Origin of the sequence: Thioalkalivibrio versutus (genome assembly GCF_001999325.1) — a bacterium.
Taxonomy (GTDB): Bacteria; Pseudomonadota; Gammaproteobacteria; order Ectothiorhodospirales; family Ectothiorhodospiraceae; genus Thioalkalivibrio; species Thioalkalivibrio versutus.
In genome coordinates this window covers 12,329-26,313 of record NZ_MVAR01000020.1, presented here as the reverse complement: position 1 = coordinate 26,313, position 13,985 = coordinate 12,329, and the positions used below count along the sequence as shown (strand labels likewise).

The window sequence follows — 13,985 nt, the reverse complement described above, 5'->3', positions numbered from 1 at the left end:
CCGCATCCGGACGACCCCTTCGCTACGAGGCCGTTTCATGAGCAAAACCGTCACGCTGACCGACAACACCACCGGCAAGAGCATCGAGCTGCCGATCCAGGAGGGCTCGCACGGCCCCAACTGCCTGGACGTCCGCACCCTGTACAAGGAGCTCGGCTACTTCACCTATGACCCGGGGTTCATGTCCACGGCCAGCTGTCGTTCGGACGTCACCTTTATCGACGGCGACGAGGGCACCCTGCTCTACCGTGGCTACCCAATTGAGCAGCTGGCGGAGGAAAGCACCTATCTCGAGGTCTGCTACCTGCTGCTGAACGGCGACCTGCCCGCCGCCGACGATCTGCACGACTTCTCGCGCATCATCAAGGAGCATTCGATGCTGCACGAGGCGGTGCGCCGCTTCTTCGACGGCTTCCGCCACGACGCGCACCCGATGGCGATCATGGTCGGCGTGGTTGGCGCGCTGTCGGCCTTCTATCACGACAACGTGGACGTGCATAACCCGGAACATCGGCGCATCGCCGCGCACCGGCTGATCTCCAAGATGCCCACCATTGCCGCATGGTCGTACAAGTACGCCAACGGCCAGCCGTTCATGTACCCGGACAACAACCTGTCCTACACCGCCAACTTCCTGGCGATGATGTTCGGCGTGCCCAGCGAGCCCTACCAGCCGAACCCGGTGTTCGTGCGCGCGCTCGACCTGATCCTGATCCTGCACGCCGACCATGAGCAGAACGCATCGACCTCCACCGTGCGCCTGTCCGGCTCCTCCGAGGCCAACCCGTTCGCCGCGATCTCCGCCGGCATCGCCTCGCTTTGGGGTCCACTGCATGGGGGTGCGAACGAGAAGGTCATCCGCATGCTCGAGGAGATCGTGCACTCCGACAAGAGCGTGGAGGACTTCGTGGCCCGCGCGAAGGACAAGAACGACTCCTTCCGCCTGATGGGCTTCGGCCATCGCGTGTACAAGAACTACGATCCGCGCGCCAAGATCATCCGCAAGATGTGCCACGACCTGCTGGCGGAGATGGGCGACATGGGCGCCGATAACCAGCCCCTGTTCGACGTCGCCATGGAGCTGGAACGTATCGCGATGGAGGACGACTACTTCATCGAGCGCAAGCTCTACCCCAACGTGGACTTCTACTCCGGCATCATCCTGCGCGCGATGGGCATCCCGTTGAACATGTTCACCGTGATCTTTGCCCTCGCCCGCACCGTCGGCTGGATCTCGCACTGGAACGAAATGATGCAGGATCCCGAATCCCGCATCGGCCGCCCGCGCCAGCTCTACACCGGCTACCGCTCGCGCGACTACACCTCCATCGAGGAACGCTAGAGAGACACGGATCCATGCGCAGGTCCGCGTTGGCACCCCGTGTTTTCCGCGACCCGATACGGCACGCAGACGGGTAGACGCGCTACCGGCCTGTGTCCTCTCATTGGAGGTCGCAACGCAGATCGGGGAGCGTGGAGTACCCACCCCACGACCGATGGAACGCCGGGGCTTGGCCGATTCTGCCCACCGACGGTGTTGCCGCGCGAGCGCGAACGCGTGCGTTGATCCGCATCCACCCCAGGCGGGCATCCGATCCGATGCTTGCCGAACTCCCGCGCCGGTGCTATCTACTGGGTAGTAACAAGGGAGGGAGTGCTCATGTCCACCGACCGTTTCTTCATGTTGTTTGCCGGTATTGTCGTCCTGATCAGCGTACTGCTCACCTGGCTGGCCAGCCCCTGGTGGCTGCTGCTCGCCGTCTTCATGGGCATCCACCTGATTCAGGCCTCGTTTACCGGCTTCTGCCCGCTGGTGATGATCCTGAAATCCATGGGGCTCAAGCCCGGCGAAATCTTCCCCTGAACCCGGCCCGCGCGGTGGGTGGCGAGGAAACCCCATCGACTGCGCGCCCCTTGTGTTCGTGAGCGTCAGACTGCATATTAGACTTCGCTAATACTTAATCAGGAGACACCATCCATGAGCATTGACCGCATTGTCCTCGCCTTTGCCGGCACCGTCGTGATCATCAGCGCCATCCTCGGGTGGGTCTTCACCCCGATGTGGCTGATCCTGACCCTGTTCGTCGGCGCGAACCTGTTGCAGTCCGCCTTCACCGGCTTCTGCCCGCTGGCCATGATCCTGAAGGCGATGGGCGTGAAGCCCGGGGAAGCCTTCAACTAATACCGAGGGGTCCCCACCCCTTCCAAGGCCCGGGCACCGCTAGTCCCGGGCCTTTTTGTTTGCGCCGCCCGCGAGTGATCAACGCCTGTCTACACTTCAGGTGATACCCACTCACGCTGAGGGTAGGCCCAATGCGATTTCGAGACCGAAAGGAAGCCGGCGAGCAACTCGCACATGCCCTGGACCGCTATCGCGGCCAACCCGGCGTTGTGTATGCCTTGCCGCGCGGCGGAGTCCCCCTGGGGATCGCCGTCGCCCGGCACCTGGGCATGCCCCTGGATCTCCTGATCCCGCGCAAGATCGGCCACCCGTTCCATCCCGAGTACGCGATCTGTGCCGTGCCCGAGCAGGGCGAACCGGTCTGCAATCCACGCGAGGCGGAACGCGTCGATCCAGGCTGGCTGGACCAGGCCGAGGCACGCGAACGCGCCGAAGCCCGGCGCAGGCGCCAACTGTACTGCACGACGCCTTCCCCGGACGTTGGCGGCAAGCTGGCGATCATTGTCGACGACGGGATCGCCACCGGACTCACCATGCGCGCCGCGATCCGCGACGCACGTCAGCGCCAGCCTCGCCATCTGGTCGTGGCGATCCCGGTGGCACCAGAGGAGACCGCGGCGCTCCTGGAAAACGAGGTCGATGAACTGGTCACCCTGGACATCCCCGAGTACTACCGCGGCTCGGTGGGGGCGTACTACGACGATTTCGAACAAGTCTCCGACGACGCGGTCATCGCGATGATGGCCTCCGTCCACCGTGCGGAAAACCCCGATGTCTCGCGCGAATGAACAGTCCGTCGACCTCGCCCTGGACGGCCAGGTCCACCAGGGGATTCTCGGCGTGCCCGAGAGACCCATTGGGCTCGTCGTTTTCGCACACGGCAGCGGTAGCAGCCGCCTGAGCCCGCGCAATCATCAAGTGGCGCGGACACTGCAGGCCAGCCGCATCGCCACCCTGATGTTCGATCTTCTCACCGAAGAGGAAGATCGCACCTACGCCAACCGCTTCGATATCGAACTCCTCGGCCGGCGGCTGGTGCAGGCCTGCCAATGGGCGTCCGTCCAGCCTCGCCTGGCAACCCTGCCGCTCGGGCTGTTTGGCGCCAGCACCGGCGCCGCCGCAGCGTTGCAGGCCGCTGCAGCAGCTCCGGAGACCATCCGGGCCGTTGTCTCGCGCGGCGGGCGCCCGGATCTGGCGGGCGCCGCCCTGCCCCGAGTCGAGAGCCCTACCCTCCTGATCGTGGGCGGTGACGACACCATGGTGATTCAGCTGAATCGCCAGGCGCAGGCGCTTATGCACGCGCGCTGCGAGCTCCAGATCGTACCCGGCGCCAGCCACCTGTTCGAGGAACCGGGCACGCTGGAACAGGCAGCCGAACTCGCGGCCGCCTGGTTCAGCGAGTGCTTGCCTACGGCGTAATGGCGACCTTCAGCACGCCGTCGCGTTGATGCGAGAACAGTTCGTAAGCCGTCTCGATATCCGCCAGCTTGTAACGGTGCGTCACCATCGGCGTCAGGTCCACGCGCCCCGAGGCGACGACCTCCATCAACCGCCGCATGCGTTCTTTCCCGCCGGGGCACAGGGTGGTCACGATGGTGTGATCGCCCAGCCCGGCTGCAATCGCATCCAGCGGCATGGAAAGCTTGCCCGAATACACCCCGAGACTGGAAAGGGTCCCGCCCGGTTTCAGGATGCGCAGACAGGCCTCGAAGGTCTGCTGCTGCCCCAGGGCCTCGATGGCCACATCGACCCCGCGCCCGCCAGTCAGCTCCATGATCGTCTCGACCGGGTCCTGCTCGCGGAAGTTGATCGCCACATCCGCGCCCAGCTTGCGGGCGGTCTCCAGGCGTTCCGGCACACCGTCCACCACGATGATCCGGGTGGCCCCCATGAGCTTGGCACCCGCCGTGGCACAAAGGCCGATGGGGCCCTGGGCGAACACGGCCACGGTATCGCCGATGTGGATATGCCCATGCTCGGCGCCGCCGAAACCCGTGCTCATGATGTCGGGACACATCAGAACCTGCTCATCGCTCAGGCCATCCGGCACCGGGGTCAGATTCGCCTGCGCATTGGGGATACGCACGTACTCCGCCTGGCAGCCATCGATCGTGTTTCCCAGCTGCCAGCCACCCATGGCCTTGCCACCACACTGGCTGGAGATGCCCTCCTGGCAGGAATGGCATTGCCCGCAGGGCGTGATCGCCCCCGCGATGACCCGCTGGCCGACCTCGTAGCCGGTCACTGCGTCCCCGAGGCGTTCGATCACCCCAACCGGTTCGTGCCCCACGATGCGGCCCGCCTCCACCGGGTATTCGCCCTTGAGGATGTGCACATCGGTCCCGCAGATGGTCGTGGTCGTCACCCGCAGCAGGGCGTCCGTCGGCCCGATCTCCGGGATTGGACGCTCCTGCAACTCGATCCGCCCGGGTTCGACAAAAACTGCCGCCTTCATCGTGCTCATACCAACCTCCTTTGTAGCGTTCCCGGAAAAACACTGAACCACCCGCTTTCCATGATTTCGAGCGCAGCGAGCCAATCAATCGGGCCTGGCCATCCGCTGTTCATGGATTGCTTCGCCGCTGTGCTACCCGCAAGCCCGGCTCATCCAGCGTTTTCCCCAAGGGGCGGCATGCCGTCATGCACACCCTGTTCATCAAACATAGCAGGCCAGCCACGCGATCTTCCCGCCCGGGCACCGATTGATCGCGACGCCCCGCTCGCCTCCCTTACAATGAGCCTACATCTGCTGTTCAGGATCGCCTGTGATCTCGCTCATTCCCCGCCTGTTTCAACGCGCCCCGGCCCTCGATCCCGAAAGCCGGGCCTGGATCCACGCCATCTTCGATTGGGCCGGGAACGAACCACACCTGGGATCGATGCTGCGCAAGGCCCACCTCGTTCTGCCCACGGCCGAGCACTTCCCCGGGCAAGCCGACAATCGCCAGGCCATGGCTCAACTGGTGTTCGATCGCGTGCTGGAACATGCCGGGCTCGCAGACAGCCCGTTCCGGCTCGTGCACCCTGGAAACCTGATGGACGATCCCATCCCCTGGGATTCGATGAATACGGCCCGACCCAGCCGCAACCCGGCGGAACCCCACTCCGGGGGCGTCGGCATCCGCTACGACCCGGAGCTCGTCGCCCATTCCCAGGCGCTGATTGCCCACTTCGCGCGCGAGATCGCCTTGCGCCTGCTCGCCACGGCTGGCGAGCCCCCACCCGCCCTGGAGGGTAACGAGGCCCATATCGCGGAACTCCTCGCCACCCAAATGGGCTTCGGGGTCATGCTGGCCAATACCGCCTTCCAGGTCCGCGTGAATCAGTGCGGTGCCTGCAAGGGGCCGAGCGCCGAACGCGAAACCGCACTCTCGCGCGACGACCTTGCCTACGCCCTGGGGTTGTTCTGCCGGCGGCACACCATCCCGCCGTCGCGAGCGAGGGCTCACCTGAATACCCCGTTGCGCCCGGCCCTGCGCCACGCATTGCGCGATCTCGCCCGTCGCGAGCGTGAAGCCGCGAGCGGCGCCGCCTGATCGGCCCGTCCTACGGGCCCCAGCTGCACACCCGCCAGGCGTGGCGTTATTCAATCCGTTTTATAAGACTTCTTCCGTACCTTACTGTCGAATAGTCAGATTTACCTGATCGAAAGTGGATACCACTTAGCGCGGGGTCTCGGCGCATTGAAGAGCGGTGCCCGGGCATCTAGTTATCAGAGTTGCGAAACCACAGCTTTCTGGAGGCCCATCATGACCACCCTGCGTTACTGCCTTGCTGCCCCGATCTTCCTTGCGTTTGCCGCCGCGCCCCTGCACGCCAGCGAGGGTACCTTCGACACCCCAACGCTGATCCCCGAGCTTGCGGTCAAGGCCGCAGAGGCCGCGGTCGAGGCCTGCCGCGAACGCGACACCCAGGTCACTGCGGCCGTGGTCGACCGACATGGCACCCCCCAGGCCCTGAAGCGCGACCGCTTTGCCGGTCCGCACACGGTGGATACCGCCATCCGCAAGGCCTGGACTGCCGTCAGCTTCCGCACCGACACCCTGGAGCTTCGCGAGATGACGGAACCGGGGGCAGCCGGCTATGGCATCCAGCACCTGCCGGGCGTCAGCACTCTGGGCGGCGGCAAGCAGATCACCACCGGTGGTCGGATTGTCGGCGGCATCGGCATCTCCGGCGCCCCTAGCGGACAGGTCGATGACGAGTGCGCGGCAGCCGGCATCGACGCCATCACCGAAGACCTGCTCTGAACCCACCATCTGCCGGGGCCTTCCCGCGTGAGCGGGGGGCCCCGTTCATCGCATGACCACGCGAGCCGGTTCAGGCGCCGAGCAAACCGCTTCGCTGAAGCCCGTCGAAGATAAACTGCATCGCGAGCGCGCTCAGCAGCACGCCCAGAATGCGCGTGAGCACATGCGCGCCGGTCACGCCCAGCCAGTGCTGCAGACGTGACGCCACCAGCAGGCACACCAGCGCAAGTACCATAACGGCCACCAACGCCCCGAGTACCACGGCCTGGGCCACCCAGTCGCCCTCGGCCCGGCTCATCATCAGGATCGCGGCCCCCATCGCGCCGGGGCCGGCCAGCAAGGGCGTGGCCAACGGAAAGATCGACAAGTCCTTGCGGGTGCGCGCCTCCTGCGTCTCGGCCGCCGTGGCCGACACCGCGCCCGAGCTGCGGGCAAACACCATGTCGATGCCAATCAACAGAAGCAGGATCCCGCCCGCGGTGTACAGCGCCGCCAGCGAGATCCCCAGCAGCGACAGCAGCGCCTCCCCGACCAGCGCGAACAGCAACAGGATGCCGCCCGCGACCGCCGCCCCGCGGATGGCCATGGCACGGCGCTGGGCTGGGTCCACGCCCCGACTGAGGACCGCGAATACCACCGCGACATCCACCGGCCCGATGGTCACGAAAAACGTGGCCAGCGCGACGATTCCCAGTTCCAGCATGGCGGATCCCTCCTCTGGCGGCTGTTCTCCAACGGCCATGACACGCCCGGAATGGGCCTGGCCATCCGGGGTTTAAGTTGCCCTTCGTGATCGACGAACCTACTTTAGCGCGTTCTGAAACGCTTATTGGGGAGCCATCGAGTCATGAAACGTCGTGTTGTCGGTCATCTGACGCTGGCCAGTCTGCTTGCATCACCCGCCCTCGCTCATGCCCAGGAGGCCGCTCAGACACTGGGCACCGTATCGGTTACGGCCACCGGATACGAGACCCTGATCGACGAGACGCCGTCCTCCGTCACCGTGATCGAGGCCAGCGAAATCCGCAACCGCGAGGCCCGCACCCTGGGCGACCTCCTGCGCGGCCAGCCGGGTGTCGCTACGGCCGTGGACGGATCGGTGGGCTCCGATCCGATCATTCGTGGCCTGAAGCGCGACCAGGTGCTGGTTCTGGTCGATGGCGTGCGCATCAATGCGATGCAGCCGCCGGCCCGCGGCTCGCTGGCTTCCTATGTCAACGTCGACCTGATCGAACGCATCGAGATCGTGCGCGGCCCGGGCTCCGTGCTCTACGGCGCCGGTGCCATGGGCGGCGTGATCAACATCATCACCCGCGGCGGCGATTTCACCGACGAACCCGAGACCCGCGGCTTCTCCCGCCTGGGCGTCACCTCGGTCGACGAAGGCATCCGCGGGGCGGTCGGCGTCACCGTCTCCAACGACCGCAACGTGCTGGACCTCTCCACCGCCTACCTGAACACCGACGACTACAAGAACGGCGACGGCGACCGTCTGCGCGACTCCGGCACCGAACAGAACGCCTACCACCTGCGCTACCGCGGCAAGCTCGCACCAGGCCACGAGGTCCAGTTCCGCGCCCAGCGCGACCAGCGCAAGGACGTCTGGTACCTCGCCTCGCGCAACTTCAATGAAACCCCACCCAGCGCCTCACCGAATCCCATTGCTCCGCCCCTGGGGCTTAATACCCACTACACCCCGCGTCAGACACGCGATCTCTTCGAACTTCGTTACGAGGGCGAGCTATCCGGCGACTGGGCACCTCGCGTTGAAGCCTCGGTGTACCGACACGAACTCTCGCGTGGCAACTACGATTGGAACGCGGAACTCGGCCGCGATTACCGCACGTCGGATACCGACTTCACTACGGACGGGCTTCGCGTGCAGACGGAACTGGTCCCCGCCGACGACCAGATCCTGCTGGTCGGAGCCGAGGCCTGGCGTCTTCGTGCAAGCCCCGAATCGTATTTCGGGACCGAGAGCAATGAGTTCCAACCAGGCGAGTATGTCAATCCGTTTATCGATACGCCTCAGCCTTTGGTAGAGAACGGACGCATTGAGTCGGTTGGGATATTCGCGCAGCACGAGACCTACCTGGACTGGGCCACGGTCAATCTTGGTGTTCGGTACGACGAGATTTCCGGGAAAGCGGATGATGCGTTCATGGTCGCCCCCCCACTCGACAAGACCGACCGTAACCTCAGCTGGTCGGCCGGGTTGACCTGGCACCTGGATGAGGCCTTCAACCCCTACTTCAGCCTCTCCGAGGGCTATCGCTCTGCCAGTCTGCTGGAACGCTATCTCACCTATCCCTACAGCGACGGTTACACCTGGCTCAGCAATCCGCAGCTGGACCCGGAACGGAACCGCACGTTCGAGGTGGGCGCACGCGGCCAGATCGGCGCGACCTCCTACACCGTATCCGCTTACGAAAGCCGGATCCGCGACTACATAGGTGGCGAAGTAATCGGCTCCGAAACCAAGCAGACGATCAACCTCGACGAGGCCCGCATACACGGCATCGAAGCCCTGGTGGAGCACGCGTTTACCGCTGCGATCACCGGCTACGCGAGCGGCACGTGGATTCGCGGCGAGAACCGCGACAGCCGCTTTGACGAGCCGCTGACCCAGATGCCGCCGCCGGAGGCCAGCGTCGGGCTCAGCCATTCTGTCCCGCAGGGCTGGCAGTGGGATGCCCGCATCCGGGCCGTGGCGAGCCAGAGCCGGACGGCCGACACCTTCACGGAGAACAGCGAACGCAACACCTCCGGATTCGCCACCGCCGACCTCGCGGTCGGCTACCGCTTCGGGCCCAGCGCCGGCTTTCGTTCCAACGAGATCACCTTTAGCGTGACCAACATCGCCAACAAGACCTACCGCGAGCACGTCAACGAGATGACCGAGGCACGCCTGGACCCGGCCAATGGCGTACAGGACATCTGGGCCCCCGGCCGCAGCTTCGGGCTCACCTGGAACGCCGAGTTCTAGACCGGCCGCAGACATCGCCCCCAAGACAAGACAAGGACAACACCATGCGTTTACGCGTAATCGATTTCGGCCAGCAGCCCGCCGTGCGCTCCCAGGCGGTCTACCACGGCATCGCCGAGGCCATGGGCAAGGACGATGATCCGGTGCTCACCCTGGTCAACCCCGACGACCCGTATGTCTGCGTCGGGTTGCATCAGGAGATCGCCCTGGAGGCCGACGAAGACTTCTGCAAGGAACAGGACCTGCCGATCATCCGCCGCCACGTCGGTGGCGGTGCGGTGTATCTGGACCACAACCAGATGTTCTTCCACTTCATCTATCCGTCGTCCAAGGCCCCGCGGATCGTCTCCGAGATCTACAAGAAGTTCATCGACCCGGTGATCAACACCTACCAGGACCTGGGCGTGAACGCGACCTTCCGCCCGGTGAACGACATCCACGTGGACGGACGCAAGATCGGTGGCACGGGTGCCGCCAGCATTGGCAACGCCACCGTGATGGTCGGCAGCTTCATGTTCGACTTCGACACCGCGACCATGGCGCGTTGCCTCAAGGTCCCTTCGGAGAAGTTCCGCGACAAGCTGCGCGCCGGCATGGAGGACTACATCACCACATTGTCACGCGAACTCGGCGAGATGCCTGCCCGCGAGACCGTGCGCGATGCCTTCCTGAAACGCGTAGCCAGTGACCTCGCCATCGAGGTCGCGATGAGCGAACCCACCGCCGAGGAAACCGCCGCCATCGAGGAACAGATGGCCGAGCTGACCGACCCCGAATGGACCTACCGAAAGGGCCGCAAATTCGTCGAGATGGGCGTCAAGATCGCCGCCGGAACCCACCTGACCGAAGGTGCCCACAAGGCCCCCGGCGGGCTGATCCGGGCCCAGCTGATGGAGAAGGACGACCACATCGCCGATCTCCTGCTGTCCGGCGATTTCACGGTCTTCCCGGAAGACGGCATGGACCGCATCGCCGACGCCCTGCACGGCCAGCCACTGGAAGAAGAAGCCCTGCGGACTGCTGCGACCACCTGCATGCAGGAGATCGGCCTGGACGCCCCGGGCATCGAAGCCAGCGACATCGCGACGGCGATCCTCGCCTGCGTCCACCGCGAGCCTCATTGAGCGGTCACGCGCAAGGCTTCGCATCCAAACAGAAACGGCCGGACCACCCTCTTGGTGGTCCGGCCGTTTTGACGTTATTGCAGCTTTCTGAGTACGACGACCCTTAGGCCGAATCCAGGCACTCCGCACGACTGGGCGCGGTGTTGAGCCGGTCGCGATCACTTGTGTACGGCTCCGTTCGGGAGGCGGCACCATCCGCAGTCTTCAGGATCTCCGCGGCCCATTCAGGAAGCTCCGGCGAGAGCCGATAATAGATCCAGTTGCTCTCGCGCCGGGTCCGCACCACCTGATAATGGCGCAGAGCGGCCAGGTGACGCGATACCTTCGGCTGGGACATCTCCAGCGCGTGGGTCAGCTCGCAGACACACAGCTCCCCTTCCGCCTGCATCAGCAAGAGCGAGCGAAGCCGTGTCTCGTCGGCCAGCAAGTTGAACAGGTCCGTAGGGGTAAGCGACATACCGTATCCAGCAAAAATCCTTGGACGAACTATATCCCGACAGCTCAAGTGGAACAACGAATAGGCGTCCCCACGATTCCGCCCCAGTCCAGGACGAGCAAGCCGGTTGCGGCATTTCGAACATCCGGCCGCATCTCCCTGGAAGATGTCCGACGTTTTCGCTCGTTACGTCTTCGATTCGTGTATGATGCGGGGTTGGCAGTTGCCATCCGATTTTCGCCGGGCCTTCGTTTCCGGCCTGTGTGAGTACCCTCAATGTCTGATTCCCCCTCCTTCTCCCAGCTCGGGCTTTCCGAGTCGCTGGTTCATGCCCTGTCGAACATGGGCTTCACGACCCCGACCCCGGTCCAGGCCGCCTGCATCCCCGCGCTGCTGAAAGGCCGCGACGTTCTGGGCGAAGCCCAGACCGGCACCGGCAAGACCGGGGCCTTCGGCCTGCCGCTGATTGACCTGATGGACGCCGGAAAGCGCGCGCCCCAGGCACTGGTGCTGGCCCCGACGCGCGAGCTGGCCAACCAGGTCGCCGGCGCCCTGACTGAATTCGCCCGCGAGTTCTCCGGCATCGATGTGCTGCCCGTCTACGGCGGCCAGCCGATGGGCGAACAGCTGCGCGCCCTGCGCAAGGGCCCGCAGATCGTGGTCGGTACGCCCGGCCGCGTGGTGGACCACATCAAGCGCGGCACCCTGAACCTGGATGCCCTGCGCGTCGTGGTGCTGGACGAAGCCGACGAAATGCTGCGCATGGGCTTTGTCGAAGAGATCGAGTGGATCCTGGAACAGACCCCCGAAGCGCGCCAGACCACCCTGTTCTCCGCCACCATGCCGGCGCCCATCCGTCGTATCGCGCACCGCCACATGCGCGAACCGGAAGAGATCCGCATCGGCGCCGGCAACGAGGCTGGCACCGACATCGACCAGAGCTATTGCCTGGTCGATGCCCGCCACAAGGTGGAGGCCCTGACCCGCCTGATGGAGACCGAGGAAGACCTGGACGGCGCGGTCGTCTTTGCCCGCACCAAGGCCTCTACGGTCGAGATCGCCGATTCACTCGGCCAGGCCGGCATCGCCGCGTCCGCGCTGAACGGCGACATGGAACAAGGCGAGCGCGAGCGTGTGGTCAGTGACCTGCGCGACGGCCGTCTGGATGTCATCGTCGCCACCGACGTTGCCGCCCGCGGCATCGATGTGCCGCGCATCAGCCACGTCTTCAACTTCGACGCCCCCGGCGATGCCGAGGTCTACGTCCACCGCATCGGCCGTACCGGTCGCGCCGGCCGCAAGGGCCGCGCCATCTTGTTCCTGGAGCCGCGCAAGCGCCGCATGCTGAAAGACATCGAACGCCTCACCGGCAAGCCGGTGCGCGAACAGCCGGTGCCCGACCGCCAGGCCGTACAGGCCCGCCGCGAGACGCGCTTCGCCGAGCGCGTTCAGGCCCTCCTGGGCAGCGAACAGAACTCCGGACACGAAGCCCTGGTCGATCGCCTGCTGGCCGACAGTGGCGTATCCGAGCGCGAACTCGCCACAGCCCTGGTCGCACTGGCCACCGCCGGCAGCCCGCTGGATGCCAACGCCACGAAGGGCGCCGATCCGCTGCTGGCGGCCGCCCGTGCCCCCTATTCCGAGCGCGGCGACAACCGCCGGGACAGCAAGCCCCGGGGCGAGCGTCCGTCGCGCGGCAAGGATCGCGAACCGGAAGCCGACATGGTGCGCTACTACATGCCGGTCGGCCGCAACAACGGCGTGGCGCCGGGTGCCATCGTTGGCGCGCTGGCCAACGAGGGCGGCCTGAACGGCCGCGACATCGGCCGCATTGGCCTGCGTGACGACCACAGCCATGTGGATCTTCCGGCGTCGCTGGACGAAGCCGCGATTCGTCGCCTGGGCAACATCCATATTGCCAACCGCAAGCTGGAACTGACCCTTCAGGCCCCGCGCCCGGGCCAGGCCGCGAACCAGGACGACGCTCGCAAGCCTGCGCCGCGCAAGACCGCCAAGCCGCGCAGTGACAAGCCGGAGACCAGCGGCAGGTCCAAGCCGACCAGCAAGCCCACACCGGCCAAGCGCGGCCCGGCCCCGGGCAACGGCAAGCGCCCGGCCTATGCCGCCGCACCCGGCAAACGCCCCGTGCGCAAGGGTACCAGTGGGCCCAAGAACACCGGCTCGCGCGCGGACGGCACGCTGATGATCAAGCGCAAGGCCGCCAACGGCTAAGCGCGGCAACTCAAAGGCGCGTGCCAGACAACGCCCGCGGCCTCCGAAAGGAGCCGCGGGCGTTTCATTTGGACGTTCAGAAATCTCCGGTGCGCCCCGCCTCGACGATGCTGTAGATCGTGTCGCGCACCTCGCGGGCCACGACCTCGAGATCCTCGGGGAGATCCGTCGCATGCAGCATCATGTCCATGTTGGTGGTGACGATCCAGCCCTGCCCCTCGTCATCCTCCACCACTGCGATACGACAGGGCAGAAAGCTCGCATAGATGATGTCGTGCTTCACCATCTGGTTGGCGATCAGGGCATCACAGAAGGCGAGAATACGCATGTAATTGCCCTCGCCGCCCATTGCCTGCACCTGATCCGACAGCGGCAAATCGGCGACCTCCTGGAAATTGCGCAGATTGGCCCGCAATTTCATCGACTCGATGGCCTCGTCGATGGTGACACCATCTTCGATCTTGAAAACCTCGGCACTCTGCCGAACCATCTGTTGCAACGTTTCAGGATCCAGCGCCTCGTCCCCCTCCGTCGATTCGGACGCGGCCAGCGGAAGCGGCAGCAGCAATAACGACAACACGAGCATCCAGACTTTCATCGCGCACTCCTGGTTCGGGTGGACGGGAGAGCCCGCCGGCCGAAAGCCCTTGCGGCCCTCCCTAGTGCGAATCTAGATCATGCGCATGCACTTCACCGCATCTACCGCGCCTGGACGCGGGAGATTCGCCATCGGCGCCGGGCCCCTGCACCGGCCCGGCCGATACGAGCCACAGTA

Annotated in this window: 14 protein-coding genes; 10 read left to right on the top strand and 4 right to left on the bottom strand. The window is 65.2% G+C overall.

Annotation, left to right across the window (positions count from 1 at the left end):
- Positions 1 to 37: 37 nt before the first annotated feature.
- From B0684_RS07995 to B0684_RS07975, 5 genes are all read left to right on the top strand, one after another.
- The gene (locus B0684_RS07995; protein WP_018169899.1) at positions 38 to 1,342 is read left to right on the top strand and encodes a citrate synthase; all 1,305 of its coding nucleotides are present in this window, start codon (positions 38 to 40) and stop codon (positions 1,340 to 1,342) included.
- Between the two features lie 318 nt (positions 1,343 to 1,660).
- Complete coding sequence (locus B0684_RS07990; protein WP_018169900.1) at positions 1,661 to 1,864, top strand: YgaP family membrane protein; 204 nt, start codon at positions 1,661 to 1,663, stop codon at positions 1,862 to 1,864.
- 114 nt (positions 1,865 to 1,978) lie between these two features.
- Positions 1,979 to 2,182, top strand: a complete 204-nt coding sequence (locus B0684_RS07985; RefSeq protein WP_018145532.1) for a YgaP family membrane protein — start codon at positions 1,979 to 1,981, stop codon at positions 2,180 to 2,182.
- Positions 2,183 to 2,313: 131 nt separating this feature from the next.
- A complete protein-coding gene (locus B0684_RS07980) occupies positions 2,314 to 2,970 on the top strand; it encodes a phosphoribosyltransferase (RefSeq protein WP_018650059.1) in 657 nt (218 codons plus the stop codon).
- Positions 2,954 to 3,601 (top strand): dienelactone hydrolase family protein, encoded by a 648-nt coding sequence (locus B0684_RS07975; protein WP_018650058.1) that lies wholly within the window; start codon positions 2,954 to 2,956, stop codon positions 3,599 to 3,601. The genes B0684_RS07980 and B0684_RS07975 overlap by 17 nt, the downstream gene beginning before the upstream one ends.
- On the opposite strand, the gene B0684_RS07970 is transcribed toward B0684_RS07975, so the two are convergent.
- Positions 3,591 to 4,646, bottom strand: coding sequence for an NAD(P)-dependent alcohol dehydrogenase (locus tag B0684_RS07970; RefSeq protein WP_018650057.1), 1,056 nt, complete (start codon positions 4,644 to 4,646; stop codon positions 3,591 to 3,593). The genes B0684_RS07975 and B0684_RS07970 overlap by 11 nt on opposite strands.
- Before the next feature lie 301 nt (positions 4,647 to 4,947).
- On the opposite strand from B0684_RS07970, the gene B0684_RS07965 reads away from it, so the two are divergent.
- Together B0684_RS07965 and B0684_RS07960 are read left to right on the top strand one after the other, a co-directional pair.
- Positions 4,948 to 5,718 (top strand): hypothetical protein, encoded by a 771-nt coding sequence (locus B0684_RS07965; protein WP_018650056.1) that lies wholly within the window; start codon positions 4,948 to 4,950, stop codon positions 5,716 to 5,718.
- Between the two features lie 213 nt (positions 5,719 to 5,931).
- Positions 5,932 to 6,432 carry a GlcG/HbpS family heme-binding protein gene (locus B0684_RS07960; protein WP_018176695.1) on the top strand — a complete coding sequence of 167 codons (501 nt, stop codon included), beginning with the start codon at positions 5,932 to 5,934 and terminating at the stop codon, positions 6,430 to 6,432.
- Positions 6,433 to 6,502: 70 nt separating this feature from the next.
- On the opposite strand, the gene B0684_RS07955 is transcribed toward B0684_RS07960, so the two are convergent.
- Positions 6,503 to 7,135 carry a MarC family protein gene (locus B0684_RS07955; RefSeq protein WP_018650055.1) on the bottom strand — a complete coding sequence of 211 codons (633 nt, stop codon included), beginning with the start codon at positions 7,133 to 7,135 and terminating at the stop codon, positions 6,503 to 6,505.
- A 144-nt stretch (positions 7,136 to 7,279) separates the two neighbouring features.
- On the opposite strand from B0684_RS07955, the gene B0684_RS07950 reads away from it, so the two are divergent.
- Together B0684_RS07950 and B0684_RS07945 are read left to right on the top strand one after the other, a co-directional pair.
- Positions 7,280 to 9,418: a TonB-dependent receptor plug domain-containing protein gene (locus B0684_RS07950; protein WP_018650054.1), complete on the top strand. Its 2,139-nt coding sequence runs from the start codon at positions 7,280 to 7,282 to the stop codon at positions 9,416 to 9,418.
- 44 nt (positions 9,419 to 9,462) lie between these two features.
- Positions 9,463 to 10,542 carry a lipoate--protein ligase gene (locus B0684_RS07945; RefSeq protein WP_018176693.1) on the top strand — a complete coding sequence of 360 codons (1,080 nt, stop codon included), beginning with the start codon at positions 9,463 to 9,465 and terminating at the stop codon, positions 10,540 to 10,542.
- A 103-nt stretch (positions 10,543 to 10,645) separates the two neighbouring features.
- On the opposite strand, the gene B0684_RS07940 is transcribed toward B0684_RS07945, so the two are convergent.
- A complete protein-coding gene (locus B0684_RS07940; RefSeq protein ID WP_018650053.1) occupies positions 10,646 to 10,999 on the bottom strand; it encodes a metalloregulator ArsR/SmtB family transcription factor in 354 nt (117 codons plus the stop codon).
- A 255-nt stretch (positions 11,000 to 11,254) separates the two neighbouring features.
- Between B0684_RS07940 and B0684_RS07935 the strand changes: the two genes are divergently transcribed.
- The gene (locus B0684_RS07935) at positions 11,255 to 13,210 is read left to right on the top strand and encodes a DEAD/DEAH box helicase (protein ID WP_018650052.1); all 1,956 of its coding nucleotides are present in this window, start codon (positions 11,255 to 11,257) and stop codon (positions 13,208 to 13,210) included.
- 76 nt (positions 13,211 to 13,286) lie between these two features.
- On the opposite strand, the gene B0684_RS07930 is transcribed toward B0684_RS07935, so the two are convergent.
- The gene (locus B0684_RS07930) at positions 13,287 to 13,808 is read right to left on the bottom strand and encodes a DUF302 domain-containing protein (protein ID WP_018176691.1); all 522 of its coding nucleotides are present in this window, start codon (positions 13,806 to 13,808) and stop codon (positions 13,287 to 13,289) included.
- Positions 13,809 to 13,985 lie beyond the last annotated feature (177 nt).